General features: G+C 74.5%; 15 protein-coding genes and 1 pseudogene. 4 read left to right on the forward strand and 12 right to left on the reverse strand.

Translation table 11 applies throughout. The features are described from left to right. Positions 1-210 precede the first annotated feature (210 nt). The 8 genes from KZX45_RS01510 to KZX45_RS01545 form a co-directional block, all read right to left on the reverse strand. Positions 211-1,182, reverse strand: a complete 972-nt coding sequence (locus KZX45_RS01510; protein ID WP_248255942.1) for a shikimate dehydrogenase — start codon at positions 1,180-1,182, stop codon at positions 211-213. Between the two features lie 108 nt (positions 1,183-1,290). Then, positions 1,291-2,454, reverse strand: coding sequence for an endolytic transglycosylase MltG (gene mltG, locus KZX45_RS01515; RefSeq protein WP_248255943.1), 1,164 nt, complete (start codon positions 2,452-2,454; stop codon positions 1,291-1,293). Next, entirely contained in the window at positions 2,451-3,014 is a 564-nt protein-coding gene (gene ruvX, locus KZX45_RS01520) for a Holliday junction resolvase RuvX (RefSeq protein WP_248255944.1), read from the reverse strand. The genes mltG and ruvX overlap by 4 nt, the downstream gene beginning before the upstream one ends. Further along, positions 3,011-5,713: an alanine--tRNA ligase gene (alaS, locus tag KZX45_RS01525; protein ID WP_248255945.1), complete on the reverse strand. Its 2,703-nt coding sequence runs from the start codon at positions 5,711-5,713 to the stop codon at positions 3,011-3,013. The genes ruvX and alaS overlap by 4 nt, the downstream gene beginning before the upstream one ends. A 187-nt stretch (positions 5,714-5,900) precedes the next feature. Further along, entirely contained in the window at positions 5,901-6,272 is a 372-nt protein-coding gene (locus tag KZX45_RS01530) for a hypothetical protein (protein ID WP_248255946.1), read from the reverse strand. Then, positions 6,269-6,625, reverse strand: a complete 357-nt coding sequence (locus KZX45_RS01535; RefSeq protein WP_248255947.1) for a DUF948 domain-containing protein — start codon at positions 6,623-6,625, stop codon at positions 6,269-6,271. The genes KZX45_RS01530 and KZX45_RS01535 overlap by 4 nt, the downstream gene beginning before the upstream one ends. A 148-nt stretch (positions 6,626-6,773) precedes the next feature. Continuing rightward, complete coding sequence (rpsD, locus tag KZX45_RS01540) at positions 6,774-7,397, reverse strand: 30S ribosomal protein S4 (protein WP_248255948.1); 624 nt, start codon at positions 7,395-7,397, stop codon at positions 6,774-6,776. Between the two features lie 134 nt (positions 7,398-7,531). Next, on the reverse strand, positions 7,532-8,884 hold the full coding sequence (locus KZX45_RS01545) for a replication-associated recombination protein A (protein ID WP_248255949.1): 1,353 nt from the start codon (positions 8,882-8,884) through the stop codon (positions 7,532-7,534). A gap of 129 nt (positions 8,885-9,013) precedes the next feature. Between KZX45_RS01545 and KZX45_RS01550 the strand changes: the two genes are divergently transcribed. From KZX45_RS01550 to KZX45_RS01565, 4 genes and pseudogenes are all read left to right on the forward strand, one after another. Further along, positions 9,014-11,284: an MMPL family transporter gene (locus tag KZX45_RS01550; protein ID WP_248255950.1), complete on the forward strand. Its 2,271-nt coding sequence runs from the start codon at positions 9,014-9,016 to the stop codon at positions 11,282-11,284. Between the two features lies 1 nt (position 11,285). Beyond that, a pseudogene (locus tag KZX45_RS20425) lies at positions 11,286-12,357 on the forward strand (MFS transporter). A 192-nt stretch (positions 12,358-12,549) separates the two neighbouring features. Further along, the gene (locus tag KZX45_RS01560; protein ID WP_248255951.1) at positions 12,550-14,541 is read left to right on the forward strand and encodes an FAD/NAD(P)-binding protein; all 1,992 of its coding nucleotides are present in this window, start codon (positions 12,550-12,552) and stop codon (positions 14,539-14,541) included. 175 nt (positions 14,542-14,716) lie between these two features. Beyond that, positions 14,717-14,965 (forward strand): hypothetical protein, encoded by a 249-nt coding sequence (locus KZX45_RS01565; RefSeq protein ID WP_248255952.1) that lies wholly within the window; start codon positions 14,717-14,719, stop codon positions 14,963-14,965. 15 nt (positions 14,966-14,980) lie between these two features. On the opposite strand, the gene KZX45_RS01570 is transcribed toward KZX45_RS01565, so the two are convergent. The 4 genes from KZX45_RS01570 to aspS all read right to left on the reverse strand — a co-directional run bounded on the left by KZX45_RS01570 (position 14,981) and on the right by aspS (position 19,730). Continuing rightward, positions 14,981-15,601 (reverse strand): L-threonylcarbamoyladenylate synthase, encoded by a 621-nt coding sequence (locus KZX45_RS01570; RefSeq protein WP_248255953.1) that lies wholly within the window; start codon positions 15,599-15,601, stop codon positions 14,981-14,983. A 60-nt stretch (positions 15,602-15,661) separates the two neighbouring features. Continuing rightward, a complete protein-coding gene (locus KZX45_RS01575) occupies positions 15,662-16,906 on the reverse strand; it encodes a glycoside hydrolase family 3 N-terminal domain-containing protein (protein ID WP_248255954.1) in 1,245 nt (414 codons plus the stop codon). 134 nt (positions 16,907-17,040) lie between these two features. Then, complete coding sequence (locus tag KZX45_RS01580) at positions 17,041-17,778, reverse strand: GNAT family N-acetyltransferase (RefSeq protein ID WP_248255955.1); 738 nt, start codon at positions 17,776-17,778, stop codon at positions 17,041-17,043. A gap of 143 nt (positions 17,779-17,921) precedes the next feature. Continuing rightward, complete coding sequence (aspS, locus tag KZX45_RS01585; RefSeq protein WP_248255956.1) at positions 17,922-19,730, reverse strand: aspartate--tRNA ligase; 1,809 nt, start codon at positions 19,728-19,730, stop codon at positions 17,922-17,924. Positions 19,731-19,928 lie beyond the last annotated feature (198 nt).

The following is a 19,928-nucleotide window of genomic DNA, read 5'->3' on the forward strand; positions in this document are numbered from 1 at the left end:
GGAAGCGGCGGGGACGTCGGTTCCGGGGAACCCGGTTCCCGCGCCCGTGCGGTCGGCAAGCCCGGGGCCTGCGGGGTCGCGACCCCCGAGGCTGGCGGGGTCGCGACCCCCGAGGCTGGCGGGGTCGGGGAGCCCGGGGCCGGCGGGGTCACGGACCGCGGCGCCGCCGACGTCGTCTCGCGGCCGTCGGCGTCCGCGGTCGCCCCGTCCTCAGGCACGGGCGGGGAGGTCGAAGACGGCCGGCGAGTCGGGCACCAGGTGGCCGGCGTGGCGACGGTCGAGCTCGGCCAGCAGCGACGCCCGCATGACCGCGACGTCCGGCGTGCGGCCGGTGAACAGACGGACCTGCGCCTCCGCCTGGTGCAGGAGCATCGCCCACCCGGGCGCCACGGCGCCACCGGCCGCACGCCACGCGGCGGCGAGCGGCGTGGGCCACGGGTCGTACACCACGTCGAGGAGGACGGTCCCGGCGAGGGCGTCCGTGCTGCCGTCCAGCTTCCGGGCGAGGGCCGCGGCCACGTCGTCGGCCACCCCGGAGGGTACCGAGGAGACCACCACGTCTGCGGCGAGCAGAGCCTCTGCGGCGACGTCGGCCGAGCTCCAGCTCCGGTGCGTCGTGCCGACCCCCATGCGGTGGGCGGCGGCCGCCGCGGACCCCGGACCCGCGACGGAACGGGCCACCAGCGTGGTGCTGGTGACGCCGAGCTCGCCGAACGCCGCCAGCGCGGACGAGGCCGTCGCCCGGGCGCCGAGGACGACCGGCCGCTGGGGGCGCCAGCCCGGCGGAGCCACCTCACGCAGCGCCTCGACGATGCCCTGGACGTCGGTGTTGAAGCCGACGAACGGGCCCGCCTCCCCGTGCCGGCCGGGCTGCACCACCAGCGTGTTCACCGCCCCGGTGACCTCGGCGAGCGGGTCGACCACGTCGAGCAGCGGGATGACCGCTTGCTTGAGGGGCATGGTCAGCGAGAGCCCGCCCCAGGTCCCGTCGAGCTGCTCCAGGACCGCGGGGAGCTCGGCGGCCGTGACGTCCTGCAGGCCGTAGGCCCACCCGGACAGGCCGAGCTGGGCGTAGGCGGCGCGGTGCAGCGTCGGCGACAGCGAGTGCCGGACCGGGTGCCCCAGCACGGCGGCGCGCCGCTCGACCTCTTCAGCCTGCAGATCCTGCCCGACCACGGACATGTGCGTCCCTCCTCGCGACTGCTGACAGCACAGGTCTACCAGCAGCCCGAGCGGCGGGGTCGGTGCGGTCCACAGCCGTGGGCGGGGCGATCCGCGCGGCCCTGGCCGTCAGCCGTCGGACTGCGGGTTCTCCTGCATCCACCTGCGCAGCTCGGCAACGTTCGCGTTGTGCTCCTCGAGCGTGGCGGCGAACTTCGTCTCCCCCGTGTCGAGGTTGACCGTGGCGAAGTAGAGCCAGTCGCCGGCCGGCGGCTCGAGCACCGCGTCGATCGCGGCGGCCCCGGGGGCGCCGATCGCGGTCGGCGGCAGCCCCGGGTGGAGGTAGGTGTTGTACGGCGTGTCCTGGTCGAGGTCGGCCTGCGTCGGCACGCCGCCGACCTTGCCGAGGCCGTAGAGCACCGTGGAGTCCATCTGCAGACGCCCGTTGACCTCCCCGTCGTCGGTCAGCCGGTTCTCGATGACCCGGGCGACGTGGCCGTAGTACTCGGGCAGGTTGACCTCGCGCTCGACGATGGAGGCCTTGGTCAGGACGGCCTGGCGCTGGTCGGCGGGCACGCCCCGCTCGTCCAGCCGGGAGACGGTCTGCTCGATCATGGTCGACAGGATCGACACCGCGTCGTCGCTGGGCTGGAAGGAGTAGGTCGCCGCGGCGAGCCACCCCTCCGGCTCGCCGCCCGCCTCCGGGGGCAGCCCGATGGCGGCTGGGTCGGCCGCGGCCGCCTGGACCTCCTCGATGGGGATCTGGGCGACGTTGGCGATGCGTTCGTAGACCTGGTCGGCGTGGAAGCCCTCGGGCACGGTGATGGTCACCTCGGCCTTGTTGGCCGGGTCCAGGAGGGCGACGACGGCGTCGGCCGCCGCCATCTCCTTGAGGAGGGTGTACGTGCCCGGCTGGATCCGCGAGGCGTTGACGTTCTCGCCGAACGCGCCGGTGAAGGCGCGCTGGGACGCCACGACGCCGGCCTCCTGGAGGATCGAGCCGATCTCCGCGCCCGAGGCGCCCGAGGGGATCACGACCTCGACCTCGCCCTGCCCGGGTCCGGGGAAGTCCTCGGCAGCCGTGGTCGGCCGGTCGGCGATCGCGTCCCGCACCTTCGGGAACGCCCAGAGCGAGAGGGCGGCGACCAGCACGACGGCGATCGACAGGACGATCAGCGAACGACGCCGACGCTGGCGACGGCGGGCCTCGCGGGCGCGGCGGTGCTCCCGCCGCTCGCGGCGGGGCTCGACGTGCTCCTCCTGCATCTGCGCGCCCTGGAAGAGGTCGTTCACCCGTGCTCTCCGTCCTTCGCCGGTGCCTGCGGCCGGACAACCTCGCCGGCAGGCGTCCCGGAGCGTCGTTCGATCTCGAGGGCCTGTTCCACGATCATCACCGCCGCGACCTGGTCGACCACCTCACGGTGCCGCCGGCCGGGCCGGCCGGCGGCGTGCAGCGCCTGGTGGGCGCTGACGGTGGTCAGCCGTTCGTCGACCAGCCGTACCGGGACGGGGGCCACGGCCTCCGCGACCCGCACAGCGTACCCGCGAGCCGCATGGGCCGACCTCCCCTCGGCGCCGGAGAGGCTCCGCGGCAGACCCACGAGAACCTCCATCGCCTCGAGCTCGCGCGCGAGCTCGGCGATCTCGCCGACGTCGCCGCCGTCCTTGCGGCGGGCGACGGTGCGCACCGGGCTCGCGAGGATGCCGGCCGCGTCGCACCGGGCGACCCCGACGCGCACCGTGCCGACGTCGATCCCCAGACGCACACCGCGGCGCAGGGCCGGGGTGGCAGCCCCGGCCGGGTCGAACCCGTCCGGCGCGGCCGTCCCGCCCTTCGTCGGCCCGTCGGTCATGCGCCCACCAGGGTCGCGACCTCGCCCCGGACCGCGTCCAGGGCCTTCCCGAGAGCCGCGGCGTCGGTCCCGCCGCCCTGGGCGACGTCGTCCTTGCCGCCTCCGCCGCCGCCGAGGGTGGTGGCGGCGACCTTCACGAGGGCGCCGGCCCGCACGCCGGCCGCGCGGGCGGCGGGGTTGGTGGCGACGACGACGGCGGGCCTGCCCTTCGCCACCCCGCCGACCGCGACGACGGCGGGGGCGGAGTCGCCCAGCCGTGCCCGCACGTCGAGGGCGAGGGAGCGCAGGTCGTCGGCGGAGGCGATCTCACCGGCGTCGTGCGTGACTACGCGGGTGGGACCGACGGCCTCCGCGCCGTCGGCGATCCGGCCCGCCGCGGCGAGGAGCTGGCCCTGGCGGAGGGCGGCGAGCTCCTTCTCGGCGGCCTTGAGGCGGTTCATGAGGGCGTCGACCCGTTCGGGCAGCTCCTCCGGGCGTCCGCCCACGATCCCCGTGACCTGGCTGACGAGCGCGTGCTCCTTGGCCTGGAAGCCGTACGCACCGGCACCGACGAGGGCGTCCACGCGTCGCACGCCCGAGCCGATGGACGCCTCGCCCAGCAGGGTGACGAGGCCGAGCGCGCCGGTGGCAGAGACGTGCGTGCCACCGCAGAGCTCCTTGGACCAGTCGCCGCCGATCGAGACGACGCGCACGCGCCGGCCGTACTTCTCGCCGAAGAGCGCCATCGCGCCGGCGGCGCGGGCCTCGTCGATGTCCATGATGTCGTCGGTGACCTCGAGGTTCTCCGCCAGCTGGGTGTTGACCCGCTCCTCGATCTCGTTCAGCACGTCGCCGGGCACGGCCGAGCCGTGCCGGAAGTCGAACCGCAGCCGGGAGGGCGCGTTCTCCGAGCCCGCCTGGGTGGCCTGGTCGCCGAGGTGCTCGTGCAGCGCCTTGTGCACCATGTGGGTCGCGGTGTGGGCGCGTGCGATGGCCTTGCGCCGGGCGGTGTCGATGGCCGCCACACCCTTCTCGTCAAGGGTCAGGGTGCCCTCGGTGAGGCGGCCCCGGTGGACGGAGAGGCCCCTGATGGGTGCCTGGACGTCCGCGACGTCGACGATCGCCCCGCCCTCGAACGCGACGGTGCCCTGGTCGGCCAGCTGTCCGCCCGCCTCGGCGTAGAACGGGGTGCGGTCGAGGACGATCTCGACGTCCGCCGGCGCCGTGGCGGTCGGGGCGGGCCGGCCGTCGACGAGCAGGCCGACGAGGCGGGCCTCGGCCGTCGCGTCCGTGTAGCCGAGGAACTGCACCGGGCCGCCGAGACGCTCCTGCAGGTCGGCGTACAGCGAGGTGTCCACGTGGCCGGTCTTCTTGGCCAGCGCGTCGGCGCGGGCGCGCTGGCGCTGCTCGTCCATGAGCTGGCGGAAGCCGGCCTCGTCGACGCTGACGCCGTGCTCGGCCGCCATCTCGAGGGTGAGGTCGATCGGGAAGCCGTACGTGTCGTGGAGTGTGAACGCCTCCTTGCCGCCCAGCACCGGCGCCCTGGTCGAGGCCTGCTTCGCCTTCGCGACGGCGGTGTCCAGGATCGTGGTGCCGGAGACGAGGGTGCGGCGGAACGCCTCCTCCTCCTCGTAGGCGACCTGGGAGATGCGGTCGAAGTCGGTCTCGACGTTGGGGTACGAGGCCTTTATCGCGTCCTTGGAGACCGGCAGCAGGACGGGCAGGCTCGGCTCGTCGACGCCGAGCAGCCGCATGGAGCGCACCGCGCGGCGGATGAGGCGGCGCAGGACGTAGCCGCGACCGTCGTTGGCGGGGCGGACACCGTCGCCGATGAGCATGAGCGCGGAGCGCACGTGGTCGGCCACCACGCGCAGGCGCACGTCGTCCGGGGCCTGGCTGTTCGTCCCGAGGGTGTAGGTCCTGCCGGAGAGCTGCTCGGCGGCGGAGATGACGGGGAAGACCTCGTCGATCTCGTACATGTTCTCCTTGCCCTGGAGCAGGTAGGCCACGCGCTCCAGGCCGAGGCCGGTGTCGATCGCCTTGTTCTCGAGCTCACCGAGGAGCGGGTAGTCCTTGCCCCGGCCCTCCCCGCGCAGGTACTGGTCGAAGACGAGGTTCCACACCTCGAGGTACCGGTCGCCGCCCGGGTCCACGGTGCCGCCCTCGGCGTCGGGACCGTACTTGGGGCCGCGGTCGTAGTGGAACTCCGCGCACGGGCCCGCGGGGCCGGGCTGGCCGGTGTCCCAGAAGTTCTCCTCGCGCGGGAGGCGCACGATGTGGGCCGGGTTGACGCCGACCTTGGTCAGGGCGTCGGCCGCCTCGGCGTCCTGGTCCCAGATCGTCACCCAGAGGCGGTCGCCGTCGAGGCCGTAGCCGCCGTCGGCCTGCGGGCCGGTCAGCAGCTCCCAGGCGTAGTCGATGGCCCCCTGCTTGAAGTAGTCGCCGAAGGAGAAGTTGCCGCACATCTGGAAGAACGTGCCGTGGCGGGTGGTCTTGCCGACGTTCTCGATGTCGTTGGTGCGGATGCACTTCTGAACGCTGGCGGCCCGCGGCCACGGCGCCTTCTCGGTGCCGACGATGTACGGGATGAACGGCACCATGCCGGCGATCGTGAACAGGATCGAGGGGTCCGGCGAGACCAGCGACGCGCTAGGCACGACCTGGTGGTCGTTCTTGGCGAAGTAGTCCAGCCAGCGGGTGCGGATCTCGGCGGTGCGCATGTTTCCTCGGGTCAGTGGGGCGGGGGCTGGATGTTACCCGCGGGTGGCGGGATGTTACCGGCGGGTGGCGGGGTGCTACCGACGGGTAGCAGGTGGTCGGGGGCGGGTCGCGAGCCGGTGCCGGTGCCGGCCCGGACTCACCGGCGCGGGCGGCGGCTCGCCGAGAGGCCGGGGCGACGACGTCCGCTCAGAAGGCGTAGGGGACGTCGTCGCCGGCCTCGGCCGGGCTGACGGCGCCCGTCGGGCCGGCGTGCGCACCGGTCGGGGCAGCATCAGCGCCGTCCCGGGCGGCGTGGGCGCCCACCGGGACCGCGCCGAAGCCACGGCCGGAGGACCGGCGGGCAGCGACGTCGGCGCGGGCGGCCGCGACGGCGTCGTCGTCCGGGATGAGCGCGGCGCGCAGCTCGGCCTCGCGCTGGCGGTACGCGGCGGCGAAGTCCTCGGGCAGCGCACGCAGGCGGTCGAGGACGGACGGCGCACGACCGGCGGCGAGCAGGATCGCGGTGCCGGCGAGTGTGACGCCGAGCAGGCCGACGCCGAGAAGCACCTTGGGGTTCATCGCTCCCGTCCCTTCCCGCCCAGGACGCTGCGGACTGCGTAGGAGAACGCGGACAGCTTGATGAGCGGCCCGCCGACGGTGGCCGAGACCAGCGTGGTGAGCGCGGAGACGTCCTCGGTGACCTGCGCGGCCGACGTGGTGATGGTGTCGACCTTCTCGAGCTGGCCGTTGGTCGCCCGGATGGTCTGCGCGGCCTCGTCGATGGCCGGCAGGGTGTGCTCGGTGAGCTGCCGGACGGTGCCGCGCGCCTCGTCGAGGACCTTGCCGAGCTTGAGCAGGGGCACGGCGAGGAAGATCACCAGCGCCACGAACGCGATCGCGGCGATCAGACCGGCGATGTCACCGACGGACATAAGGGCTCCTTGGGAACGAGGGTCAGGCCCGGCGTACCGCCCCATCTGGGCAGACGCCGCCGGGAGGAATCTACCCTCTTCACGGCGACGCCCCGGGAACCGGCGTGGTGAGCCGGCTGCCCGGGGCGCAGCGTGGGACGAGATCAGGTCAGCGCGAGTAGTACTCGACGACCAGCTGCTCGTTGCAGGTCACGGGGACCTCGACGCGCTTCGGGCGGCGGACCAGCTCGGCGCGCAGCTTCGCGACGTCGACCTCGAGGTAGGCCGGGACGTTGGGCAGCACGTCGCGGTGGGCGCCGGCCGCGGCGACCTGGAACGGCACGGTGGCCTGCGACTTCGGCTTGACCTGGATGACCTGGCCGGGCTTGACGCGGAAGGACGGGCGGTCGACGAGCTTGCCGTCCACGAGGATGTGGCGGTGCACGACGGCCTGGCGGGCCTGGGCGATGGTGCGGGCGAACCCGGAGCGCAGGACGAGCGCGTCCAGGCGCATCTCGAGGAGCTCGACGAGCGACTCACCAGTCAGGAACTGCTCGCGGCGGGCCTCCTCGAAGACGCGCTGCATCTGCGCCTCGCGGATGCCGTACTGCGCGCGGAGACGCTGCTTCTCCTTGAGGCGGACGGCGTAGTCGGACTCGGTGCGGCGACGGGCGCGGCCGTGCTCACCGGGGCCGTACGGGCGCTTCTCGAAGTACTTGACGGCCTTGGGGGTCAGGGCGATGCCCAGGGCGCGGGAAAGGCGCACCTGACGGCGCGTGCGGCTCACTGCCATGTCTTGTTGACTTCCTGTCGTTGTGACGTCACACCGGCGACGGCGGGTGCCGCCCGGCGCGGGGTCGACCCGATGGCCATGACCCCAGGGGAGCGCCCGCGCACGCGGCGCGGGCAACCGGGAAAGCCTAGCACCTACTGCCCGAGCAGCTGTCTGATGCGCTCCAGGCGGGATGTGATCTCCCGCTCGTGACCATGACCGGTCGGACGGTAGTACCGGGCCTCGACGAGATCGTCCGGGGCGTACTGCTGGGCGGCGATGCCGTGCGGCTGGTCGTGCGAGTAGACGTAGCCGAGCCCGTGCCCGTGGCCCTCGGCGCCGGCGTAGTGGGCGTCGCGCAGGTGCGCCGGGACGGGCCCGACCTTGCCCGCGCGCACGTCGGCGATGGCGGCGTCGACCGCCTTGTACGCGGCGTTGGACTTGGGCGCGGTCGCCACGTGCACGACCGCCTCGGCCAGGATGATCCGCGCCTCCGGCATCCCGATGAGCGAGACGGCCTGGGCCGCGGCCACCGCCGTCTGCAGCGCGGACGGGTCCGCCATCCCGACGTCCTCGGCCGCGGCGATGACGATGCGCCGGGCGATGAACCGGGGGTCCTCCCCCGCCACGACCATCCGGGCCAGGTAGTGCAGGGCCGCGTCGACGTCGGAGCCGCGCATGGACTTGATGAAGGCGGAGATGACGTCGTAGTGCTGGTCCCCGGCCCGGTCGTAACGCACGGCGGCGACGTCGATGGCCCGCTCGACCGACTCCAGCGTGATCGCGTCCTCGCCGGCGGCCTCCGCGGACCCGGCGGCGGCCTCGAGGATCGTCAGCGCCTTGCGGGCGTCCGCGCCGGCGAGGCGGACCAGGTGGTCGGCGGCGGTGTCGTCGAGGGTGAGGGCGCCGCCGAGTCCGCGCTCGTCGGTCAGCGCCCGTGCGACCAGGGCGCGCACGTGCTTTTCGGCGAGCGGGCGCAGCGTGAGCAGGAGCGAGCGCGACAGCAGCGGGGAGATGACCGAGAAGCTCGGGTTCTCGGTCGTGGCGGCCACCAGGGTGACCCACCGGTTCTCCACCGACGGCAGCAGGGCGTCCTGCTGCGTCTTGGAGAAGCGGTGCACCTCGTCGATGAAGAGGACCGTCTCCTCCCCCGAGGTGACGAGGCGGCGGCGGGCGTCCTCCACGACGCCCCGGACGTCCTTCACGCCCGCCGTGACGGCGGACAGCTCGGTGAACCGCCGGCCGGAGCCGTGCGCGACGAGGTAGGCCAAGGTGGTCTTGCCGGTGCCGGGCGGCCCCCACAGCACCACGGACGACGGCGCGATCCGCCGTCGTCCCTCCGGGGCCGGCTCCACCAGGCGGCGCAGCGGCGAACCCGGCTCGAGCAGATGCTCCTGCCCGAGCACCTCGTCGAGGGTGGCCGGGCGCATGCGTACGGCGAGCGGCGCGCCCTGCCGGACGGCCGGCACCCCCGCGTCGTCGGCGCCCGCCGCCTCGAAGAGATCCACCGCTCCAGGCTAGTCGGGCCTCTGGCGTGCTCGCCGCCGCGGCCCCCGGCACGGGCGAGCGGACCGGCCGGTCGCGCGCCGCGCGTGACGTGGCGGGAGAGCCAGGCCGGGGATGGGAAACTGACCGGTGTGTTCGCCCTGATCGGCCGGCTCGTGACCCGGCACCCGCGCACCGTCATCGTCGGCTGGGTCCTGCTGGCCCTCTTCTCCGGCGTCGCCGCGCTGACCGGGTTCGCCGGCCAGGGCCTCTTCGAACGGCTCCAGACCGGGGCACCCGTCGTCCCGGGCTCGGAGAGCGAGCGGGCCCAGGAGATCCTCGACGAGGAGGGCGAGGGCGGCCCGCAGATCTCGCTCGTCGTCCGGGGCACGGACCTCACGGACGCGGCGGCGGTCCCGGAGCTGACCGCCGCGCTCGACCCGGCGCGCGCGGACCTGGCCGAGGTCGACGGCGTCGCGTCCGTCGTCGACCCCTTCGTCCTGCCCCAGGGGCTGGCGAACCCGGCCGCGGCCGGGCTGGTCTCGGCCGACCAGGACGGCTTCCTGATGGCTGTGGTGCTCGAGGACGCGCTCGACGACGACGCCGAGGAGAGTGCGCACGACGCCGTCGTCGAGCGGCTCCGCCAGGTGCCGGACGACCTGGCGGACGTCTCGCCCGGCGCGGAGGGCATCGTCAGCTCCACGCCTCTGATCGCCGACGCGATCGTCGAGCAGGTCCAGGAGGACCTCGTCAGCGGCGAGGCGTTCGCCATCCCGCTGGCCCTGCTGATCATGGTGGTCGTGTTCGGCGGGTTCCTCGCCGCCGGGCTGCCGATCGTCGGTGCCGTCGTCTCCATCGTCGGCGGGCTCGGCATCCTGCTGGCGCTGACCTACTCGGTGGACGTCGACTCCTTCGTGGTGAACGTCATCACCGTGATGAGCATGGCGCTGTCGATCGACTACGGCCTGCTCGTCGTCTCCCGCTACCGCGAGGAGCTGCACCGGCTCGGCTCCTTCGACCGGGCGGCCACCGCGACCGCGGCCAGGCCGAGGCGCCGCAGGCGGCCGGGCCACGACCCCGTCCTCATCGAGGCGGTCCGCACGACCGTGGCGACCGCCGGCCGGACGGTCGTCTTCTCCGCCCTGACGGTCGCCTTCTCGATCGCCGGCCTGCTGCTGATGCGCCCCGAGGTGCTCAAGGCGATCGCCGTCGCCGGGATCGCGTCGGTGCTGCTCGCCGTCGCGTGCGCGGTCACGCTCGTCCCCGCCATCCTGCTCCTGCTCGGCGACCGGATGCGCAAGCCGTCCCTCCTCTCGCGCGTCCCCGGCCTCCGGGTCCTCGTGCGCGGGCTGGGCGACGTCGCGCCCCGTGACGGCATGTTCTCCCGGCTGGCCCGGCGCGTGCACGCTCACCCCTGGGTCTTCATGCTGGGCTCGCTCGCGGTCCTGGTGCTGCTCGCCTCCCCCGTCCTCGGGCTGTCGATGCGCAGCGCGACCACCGAGCTGCTGCCGAACGAGTCCGACCAGCGCGACTACATCGCCGCCCTCGCGGAGGACTACCCCGGCTCGCGCACGCCCGAGATCGTCGTGGTCGCCGACGCGGCGCCGGGCGCGGTTGCCCAGCTGGGCGAGGACCTCTCCGCCGTGTCCGCCGTCGAGGCCGTGGGCGAGCCCGCCGCCTCCGGCGACCGCACCGTCCTGCCGGTCTTCCTCGACGTCGACGACGCCGCCGGCGACGAGGCGACCGCCACCGTGAAGGAGGTCCGGGCCCTGGACCCCGGCTACGACACCTTCGTGACCGGTCAGGCCGCGACGCAGCTGGACTTCAACGACTCCCTGGTCGAGGGGCTGCCGGTGGCCGGCGCCGTCGTCGTCCTCGCCATCTTCGTCCTGCTCTTCCTCATGACCGGCTCGGTGCTCGTCCCGCTCAAGGCGCTGGTGGTCAACCTGCTCTCGCTGGCCGCCTCCCTCGGCGTGACCGTGTGGATCTTCCAGGGCGGGCACCTCACCGGGCTGCTCGACTTCGCCCCCGTGGAGGGCCTGGAGTCCTACGTGGTGGCGATCGCGGTGGCGTTCGGCTTCGGCCTGGCGATGGACTACGAGGTCTTCCTGCTGTCCCGCATCAAGGAGTACTGGGACGCGGGATCCACCAACGACGAGGCCGTCGAGCGCGGCCTGCAGCGCTCGGGCCGCATCATCACCTCCGCCGCGCTGATCATGGTTGCCGTCTTCGGCGGGTTCATCACCGGCGAGCTCATCGTCATCAAGCAGGCCGGCGTCGCGCTGGCCGTCACGGTGCTCGTCGACGCCACGCTCGTGCGGATGCTGCTCGTGCCCGCCACCATGACGCTCCTGGGCAGGTGGAACTGGTGGGCGCCGGCGCCGATGCGGCGGGTCTACGAGAAGTTCCGGATCGTCCACTGACGTGCCCGTCCTGCTCGACCTGACGCCGCTGCGGGTCAACGCCCCCTACCGGCGCCTGTGGACCGGGTTCACGCTCTCGGGCATCGGCACCCAGCTCGCGACCAGGCGATCGCCCTGCAGGTGTATCAGCTCACCGGGTCGTCCTTCTCGGTCGGCCTCGTCGGGGTCTTCGCCCTGGTGCCGATCGTCGTGCTGAGCCTGTACGGCGGAGCGCTCGTGGACACGCACGACCGGCGCAGCGTAGCTCGATCAACGCGGCCCTCACCGTCGGGCCGCTGCTCGCCGGGCTGCTCATCGAGTGGCGCGGGTACACCATCACCTACGCGCTCGACGCCGCCCTGTTCACGGCCGCCGTCTGGGGCCTCGTCCGCCTCGGACCCGTCCCGCCCACCACGGACGACACGCGTGGCCGCCGGCGGCCGCCGGGCCTCTCCAGCGTCGTCGAGGGGCTGCGGTTCCTCACCACCAGGCCGAACGTGCGCATGACCTTCCTCGCCGACCTGGCCGCCATGGTGCTCGCGCACCCCCGCGCGCTGTTCCCGGCCGTGGCGCTGGTCGCGTTCGACTCCGGAGCGGCCACGGTCGGGCTGCTGAGCGCCGCGATCGCCGTCAACGCCATGGCCGCGATGCTCTCCTCCGGGCCGCTCGGTGCGGTGATCCACCACGGCCGGGCGGTGGTGGTGGCCGTCGTGGGCTGGGGCGCCTCCGTCGTCGGCTTCGGACTCGCGGTGCTCGGTGCCGGCGAGCTGCTCGACTCCCGGCACGCGCTGTGGTTGGCGGCCTCCTGCCTCGCGTGCGCGGGCGCCGCGGACTCCGTCTCCTCGGTGTTCCGCAGCACCATCCTTTAGCCGGCCACCCCCGACCACCTGCGTGGGCGTCTCCAGGGCGTCTTCATCGTCGTGGTGGCCGACGGCCCCAGGGTCGGCGACGTCGTCTCCGGCACCCTGGCGGCCGCGTGGGGCGAGGGCGTCGCCGTCGTCTCGGGCGGGGCCGCGTGCGTGCTCGTCGTCGTCGCCCTCGCCCGGTGGCAGCGGGCCTTCCTCGCCTACGACGCCCGCCGTCCCGTGCCCTGACGCGAGGGGCGCCAGCTCTCCCCCGGTGCCGCCACGTCGGACGGGCTCGCGGCTCGGCCCGAGAGCCGCGGCTGCGGACGTGCGCTGTCCTCGTGATGAGATTCGCCCCGAGGGGCGTTGTCCGGGCCGTGCGCAGCCCCGAGAGTGGGCGGGCCGGGCGTCGCCGGCACCCCCTTTCCGAGCGGAGCAGTGATGAGCCTGAGCACCCACCTCCCCGGGACTCCCGGCGCCGGAGCGGTTGCGGGCGACGGCGGGGTGACAGGTGCGGTTGCGGGCGACGGCGGGGCGACCGGAGCGGTTGCCGGTGACGACGGAGCGGACGGGGGCGTGCACGACGTCGTCGTGGTCGGCGGCGGGCCGCGCGGCGTCGCGCTCGTCGAGCGGCTCACGGCCCGTCACGAGGGCCCGCACCCGCTGAGCGTCGCCCTGGTGGACGCCGTCGAGGTCGGCGCGGGCGCGACGTGGCGCACCGACCAGACCCCGCACTTCCTCAACAACACCTACGCCGCGCACACCACCGTCTACCCGGACGACTCGACCCCCATGGACGGTCCGGTCACGCCCGGCCCGGATCTCGTCGCCTGGGCGGCGTCGCGGGAGGTGCCCCCGGACCGGCCCGCCTGGGTGGCCGAGGAGCTGCGCGGGCTGCGGCCGTGGTCCTTCCCCTCCCGTCGCCTCCAGGGCGTGTACTTCCGCGAGCAGCTGGCCGCGGTCGTCGCCCGCGGCCGGGTGGAGCTCAGCGAGGTCGTCGGCACGGTCGTCGACGTCGCCGCCGACGGGTTGGTCCGAGTGGTGCGCCTGGCCGACGGTCGGACCCTGCGGGCCCGTGTCGTGGTGCTGGCGCAGGGCATGGTCCAGGGCCGCCGGTCCGGCCGGACGCGGGCCTTCGTCGGCGCCGCGGCCGCTCACGGGCTGGTCTACGTCGAGCCGGGCATGCCCGCCGAGCGGGACTGGTCCGTCCTGCCCGCGAGCGAGGACGTGCTCGTCGCGGGCCTCGGCGCCAACTTCTTCGACGTCGTCGCCCAGCTCACCGCAGGGCGCGGGGGGCGGTTCGTCGCCGGGTCGTCGCCCTTCGACCTGACGTACCTCCCGTCCGGCCGGGAGCCGCACCTGCTCGTCGGGTCGCGCCGCGGCCTTCCCTACCGCAGCAAGTCGTTCTACGGCGGTCTCCCTCCGCGCTACGTCCCCCGGATCGCGACCCCGGACTGGTTCGAGACCGCGGCCCGCGTACCCGAGCAGGACTTCGCCTCGTGCATCTGGCCGCAGCTCGCCCGCGAGCTGGCCCTCGCCCACCTGGCGACGTTGCGCGAGCGCCGGCCCGCCGCGGTCCGCGCCACGAGCGACGGCGAGCTCGTCGCCCGGCTCGCCGGGGTGCCGCTGGAGGACCTGACCGGGGTGGTCCGCGAGCTCGCCGACCCCGAGTGGTGGATCGATGTCAGCCGACTCGACCGGCCGGACGTCGTGCGGCCCGACGGCGCGGAGTGGGACGCGTGGGTCGATGGCTGGCGCGCCGCCGAGCTGGACTCGATCACCCGCCCGCTGCTCAGCCCCCGGGCCGCGGTCAACCGTGCCTTCGCAGCCCTGCGCGTCCAGGTGGGCCGCCTGGTGAGCGCGGGGGCGATCGACGCGGGGTCGGTCGCCACCGACATCCAGGGCTGGTTCGACGCCCTCGGGCTGGCGCTCGCCTCGGGACCCCCGCCCGAGCGGACTGCGCAGCTGCTGGCGCTGGTCGAGGCGGGCGTGGTGGAGCTGGTCGGTGAGCAGATGACCGTCACCGTCGAGGACGGTGCGTTCGTCGCGCGGTCGGCGGTCCGGGGCCGCGTGCACCGGGCGCGGGCGTTCGCCGAGACGCGCATGTCCAAGGGCCACGTCGACATCACCGGCGACCCCCTGCTGCGGAGCCTGGTCGACTCCGGCCGCGCCCGCCTGCACTCGCGCCCGACCCCGGACGGGCGGTCGGTGACGCTGCGGTCGCTGGACGTCAGCGCGGATCGCTTCCTGCTGCTGGACGCGGCGGGGGACGCCGACGAGCGCGTCGTGGTGCTCGGCATCCCGGCGGGCGACGTCCAGCCGGGCTCGGCGATCGGGGCGACCCCGGGCACGCCGTCGCCGCTCCTCGCGGGCGCCGACCGGGCCGCGGCGCACGCGCTCGAGCTCGTCCGCCCGCACGTCCTCGTCGGCTGAATCCGCGTCCGCCGCGGACGGCGGCGGCAGTTCAGGAGCGCCGAGCCGGCGGGCGCCGGGGACCGAGCCGGCGCTCGTCGAGGGCTGGGCCGCACCGAGCCGGCTCGACCGGCGCGCCGCCGCCCCGCCGGGTACTGTCGGCGCACCACACTCGTGCGCTGCGCGGACGGGAGAGATGGACGACGACGCCACACCAGGACGGCACGCGCGCCGGAGCCGCAGACGGCTCGCCCGTGCGCTCGCGATGCTGTCCGTGCTCGCCGCCGTCGTCGCCGTCCGGGCGCTCGGCGACGGCGACCCGGGTCCCCTGGCACACGTCTTCCTGCTCGTGGCGATGCTGCTCGCCGCTCAGGCGCTGTGGATGGAGCAGCAGCTCGACGCCCCGGCACGCGAGCCGCTGACGCCCCTGCCGGACGAGGACTGACCGAGCCCGTCGGCCTCACTCGAAGCGCGAGGGGTCTCCCGCGCCGGTGCGCAGCACCTCGGGCGCCCCCGACGTCAGGTCCACCACCGTCGTGGGCTCGGCCGAGTCGACGTCGGAGTCGACGATCACGTCGAGCAGACCCTCGAGCTCCTCCTTGACCATCCAGCCCTCCGTCATCGGCGTCTCCTGCCCGGGCATGATCAGCGTGCTGGAGAGCAGCGGCTCGCCGAGCTCCGCGAGCAGGGCCTGCGTGGTCCGGTGGTCGGGGATGCGCACGCCCACCGTGTGCTTCTTCGGGTGGAGCAGCCGGCGCGGCACCTCCTGCGTGCCACGCAGGATGAACGTGTAGGGGCCGGGGGTCGCCGACTTGATGAGCCGGAACACCGCGTTGTCGACGATGACGAACTGGCCCAGCTGGGCGAAGTCCCGGCAGACGAGCGTGAAGTGGTGCTTGTCGTCCAGGCGGCGCATCAGCTTGATCCGGTCCAGCCCGTCCTTGTTCCCCAGGGCGCAGCCGACGGCGTACCCGGAGTCCGTCGGGTAGGCGATCAGCCCGCCGCGGCGCACCACCTCGACCGCCTGGGCGACCAGGCGCGGCTGGGGGTCCTGCGGATGGATCTCGAGGTAGCGGGCCATCCGCACATTGAAGCGGCTGAAGGCGCCCGCGGCCAGCGCGACGGCGAGATGAACGCCGCGTCAGCGCGCGGCGACCCGCAGGGCCTCGGCCGCGGCGGCGCCGTCGCCGACCTCCCCCGGCGGCCCGGCGGCCGCGGCGAGCTCCGCCTGGAACCGCATCATCGCGATGACGCGACCGGCGGCCTCGTCCACCCGGGAACGCTCGAGCGTGCCGTCCTCGAGCGCCGCCACCACCCCGGCGTGGGCCACGGCGTTGTCCGCGGGGTTGAGCAGCAGGTCCGCACCGGCCCGCAGCGCGCCGACGGCGACGTCGCCGGCGTCGCCGATCTGGGCGAGTGCCCCCATGCCCAGGCTGTCGGTCACGGTGACCCCGGCGAACGCGAGGTCCTCGCGGAGGACCCGGTACGCCTCCGGGGACAGCGACGCGGGGACGCCCGGGTCCCAGGCCGGGACGTCGACGTGCGCCACCATGACCATCGGCACGCCGGCGACGACCGCGTCCGCGAAGGGCGGGAGCTCCGTGGCGGCGATGTGCTCGGCGTCGGCCTCGTGGACCGGCAGGGCGAGGTGGGAGTCTGTGGTCAGGGACCCGTGGCCCGGGAAGTGCTTGACCGCCGGCAGGACCCCGCCCGCCAGGAGACCGCGGACAGCCGGGACGACGGCGGCCCCCACCGTGGCGGGGTCCGACCCGGCCGCCCGCGACCCGATGGTGACGTCCTGCCCGGGCACCGTGACGTCCGCGACGGGCGCCCAGTTGACGGTCACGCCCGAGGCGCGCAGCTCGCGCGCCATCGCCGTGTGCGCGTCGCGCACGAGCCGGGGCTCGCCGGCCGCCGCGGCCTCCCCCGCGACGGCGAACGAGGGGAAGGACGTCCACGGCCCGACGGCGCCCGACATCCGCTGGACGAGGCCGCCCTCGTTGTCGGTGCTCACGACGCCCGGCCAGTCGCGGCCCGAGGAGACGACGGCGTCCTGCACGCCGGCGCCGAGGGCACGGACCTGCTCGAGGGAGGCCACCGAGGCGCCGGTGATCATCACGCCGGCCAGGTGGAGGTCGGCGACGAGCTGCTCGGCGGTGGCGGGGTCGATTCCGTGCAGTCGCCCGACGATCACCTGCCCGGCCACCTCCTCGTCGCTGAGCTCCGCCGCGTCCGCGGTCGCGGCGGCGACCTCGGCGGCCGTCGGCCCCCAGGGGTTCTCGGGCTCGGGCGGCGCCGTCGGGGACGGGGCCGCCGTCGGAGCGGGCGTCGTGGCGGCGGTCGGCCCCGAGGCGGGGACGGAGGAGGTGCACGCGGCGAGGAGCATCGCCGCGGCGAGGGCGACGGTGCCGGCGAGGGCCTGTCGGCGCGCGGGCCGGCGGCCGGTCCCGTGCGCTGCCCTGCACCCGGTACGGTCCGCGGTCCGACGCTCTCTCCACGCGGCTGGCGCGCGGCGCCGGCTCACGCCGCCACCCGCAGGTTCTCGACCCGGTGCCGCACGCTGAAGCCGAGGCGCGTGTAGAGGCGGCGCGCGTCGTCGTTGTCGGACCAGATGCCCAGGTGCACCAGCGGTGCGAGGCCGAGACCCCGACGGGTCGACGCCGCCGTCATGGCGGCCGCGACCCCGCGGCGGCGGCGGGCCGGAAGCACGGTGACGGCCTCGAGGTGCACGCCGGCCCCGCGGGCGCGGGCGTTCGCGGACGGGACGTCGGCCCCCGCCACCCCGGCGAGCACGCCGTCGTCGCCGACGAACCCCCACCAGGTGAGGTCGTCGTCGTGGGGCCGCCGGCCGCGCTCGGGGTAGCCGACCTCCAGGCAGGCGTAGACCCGGTCGAGCCGGTCCGGGCCGGAGAGCTCGCCCACGTGCTCCTCGCCCGGCACCGGACCCGGGGGCACGTCGGCGGCGAGCCAGTCCCACGGCCGGCCCTGCTCCAGCGCGGCGCGGGCGCCGTCGGGCAGGAGCTGCCAGGTGCCGCGCGTGAGCATGACGTGCGCGACGCCGGCCGGCGGTCGGGCGCCGGCGAGCGGACCGCGGGCGAGGAGGTCGGCCAGCTGCGCGGGCTCCCCCACGCCCACCAGCGTCCGCCCGGACCCGCGCGGCAGCAGCAGCGCCGCGGCGCCGTCGTCGGCCCAGGACTCCAGCGGCTGCCAGCGGTGGGCGTTCGCGCGCAGGAACGGCCAGTCACCCGCGGCCAGCATTGACTCTGCCGAGGCAGACGCGGTGGAGGACGCGACCGAGCCGGGCGCGGCCGCGGTTGACGCGACCGAGCCGGGCGCGGCGCTCGGCCGACGCGGCGGGCCGGGCGCGGCGGCCGGGGCCGCCGCACCCGGTCGGTGGACCGTCACCGCGCGGGCGCGGCCTGCTTCGCCGCGATCTCCCGGTCCTCGTCCTGCTTCGGACGTGCGTCCACCCCGGCCTCCTTGCGCTGCTGCGCGGTGATCGGCGCAGGCGCCTGGGTCAGCGGGTCGTACCCGCCACCGGACTTGGGGAAGGCGATGACGTCGCGGATGGACTCCGAGTGGGTCAGCAGCGAGACGATCCGGTCCCAGCCGAACGCGATGCCGCCGTGCGGCGGGGCGCCGAACTTGAACGCGTCGAGGAGGAAGCCGAACTTCTCCTGCGCCTCCGCCTCGCCGATGCCCATGACCGCGAACACGCGCTCCTGGACGTCGCGGCGGTGGATACGGATCGAGCCGCCGCCGATCTCGTTGCCGTTGCAGACGATGTCGTACGCGTAGGCGAGCGCCTCGCCCGGGGACTCCTCGAAACGGTCGATCCACTCCGGCGTCGGGGAGGTGAACGCGTGGTGGACCGCGGTCCAGGCGCTGTGGCCGACGGCGATGTCGTCGTCCTCGCCGGTGGGCTTGAACAGGGGCGCGTCGACGACCCAGACGAACGACCACGCGTCCTCGTCGATCAGGCCCACGCGGCGGCCGATCTCGAGGCGGGCCGCGCCCAGCAGGGAGCGGGCGTCCGAGGCGCGACCGGCGGCGAAGAAGACGCAGTCGCCCGGCTCCGCGCCGACCGCGGCGGCCAGGCCCTCGCGCTCGGCGTCGGAGATGTTCTTCGCGACCGGGCCGCCGAGCGTGCCGTCGTCGCCGACGGTGACGTACGCGAGGCCCTTGGCGCCGCGCTGCTTGGCCCACTCCTGCCACGCGTCGAACGTGCGGCGCGGCTGCGAGGCGCCGCCGGGCATGACCACGGCGCCCACGTACGGGTTCTGGAACACCCGGAAGGGAGTGTCCTTGAAGAACTCCGTCAGGTCGGCCAGCTCCAGGCCGAAGCGCAGGTCGGGCTTGTCCGTGCCGTACTTCTCCATCGCCTCGTGGTAGGTCATGCGGGCGATGGGTCGGGGAATCTCGTGGTCGATGAGCTTCCAGAGCTCGGCGAGGACCTCCTCGGCGACGGCGATGACGTCGTCCTGGTCCACGAAGCTCATCTCGACGTCGAGCTGGGTGAACTCGGGCTGACGGTCCGCCCGGAAGTCCTCGTCGCGGTAGCAGCGGGCGATCTGGTAGTAGCGCTCCATGCCGCCGACCATGAGCAGCTGCTTGAACAGCTGCGGCGACTGCGGCAGGGCGTACCAGCTTCCGGGCGACAGGCGTGCGGGCACCAGGAAGTCGCGCGCACCCTCGGGCGTGGACCGGGTCAGTGTGGGGGTCTCGATCTCGACGAAGTCCTTGCCGTCGAGGACGCGGCGCGCGGCCTGGTTGACCTTCGCGCGCAGGCGCAGGGCGTGGGCGGGAGCCTTGCGGCGCAGGTCGAGGTAGCGGTACTTCAGGCGCGCCTCCTCCCCGACCTGGCCGGCGTCCTCCGCGTGCTCGGAGACCTGGAACGGCAGGGGCGCGGCCGCGTTGAGCACGACGACCTCGTTCGCGATGACCTCGATCTCGCCTGTCGGGAGGTTCGGGTTGGCGTTGCCCTCGGGCCGCGCGGAGACCTCACCGGTCACCTGCAGGACGAACTCGGCGCGCAGCTCGTGCGCGACGTCCTCGTCCCGGATGACCACCTGGGAGATCCCGGAGGCGTCGCGCAGGTCGATGAAGGCGACCCCGCCATGGTCGCGCCGGCGGTCCACCCATCCGGTGAGGGTGACGGTCTGTCCGATGTCACCGGCGCGCAGGGAGCCGGCGGTGTGTGTGCGGAGCACAGGGGTCCTTCCGATCGACGACGCGCACCGCGAGACGGGCGGGCGCGTGATCGATCCTAGTTCCCGCGCCGGCCCCTGCTCGCAGACGCGGGCTTCTCGCACCGGGGGGTGGTCGGGTCGGTCGGCCTGGGGACGTCCGTCGGCCCGGGGACGTCGGTCGGGCCCGGACATCAGTCTGCCCGCGGACATCAGTCTGCC

Source organism: Georgenia sp. EYE_87 (genome assembly GCF_023148685.1).
In the GTDB taxonomy this organism is placed as follows: Bacteria; Actinomycetota; Actinomycetes; order Actinomycetales; family Actinomycetaceae; genus Georgenia.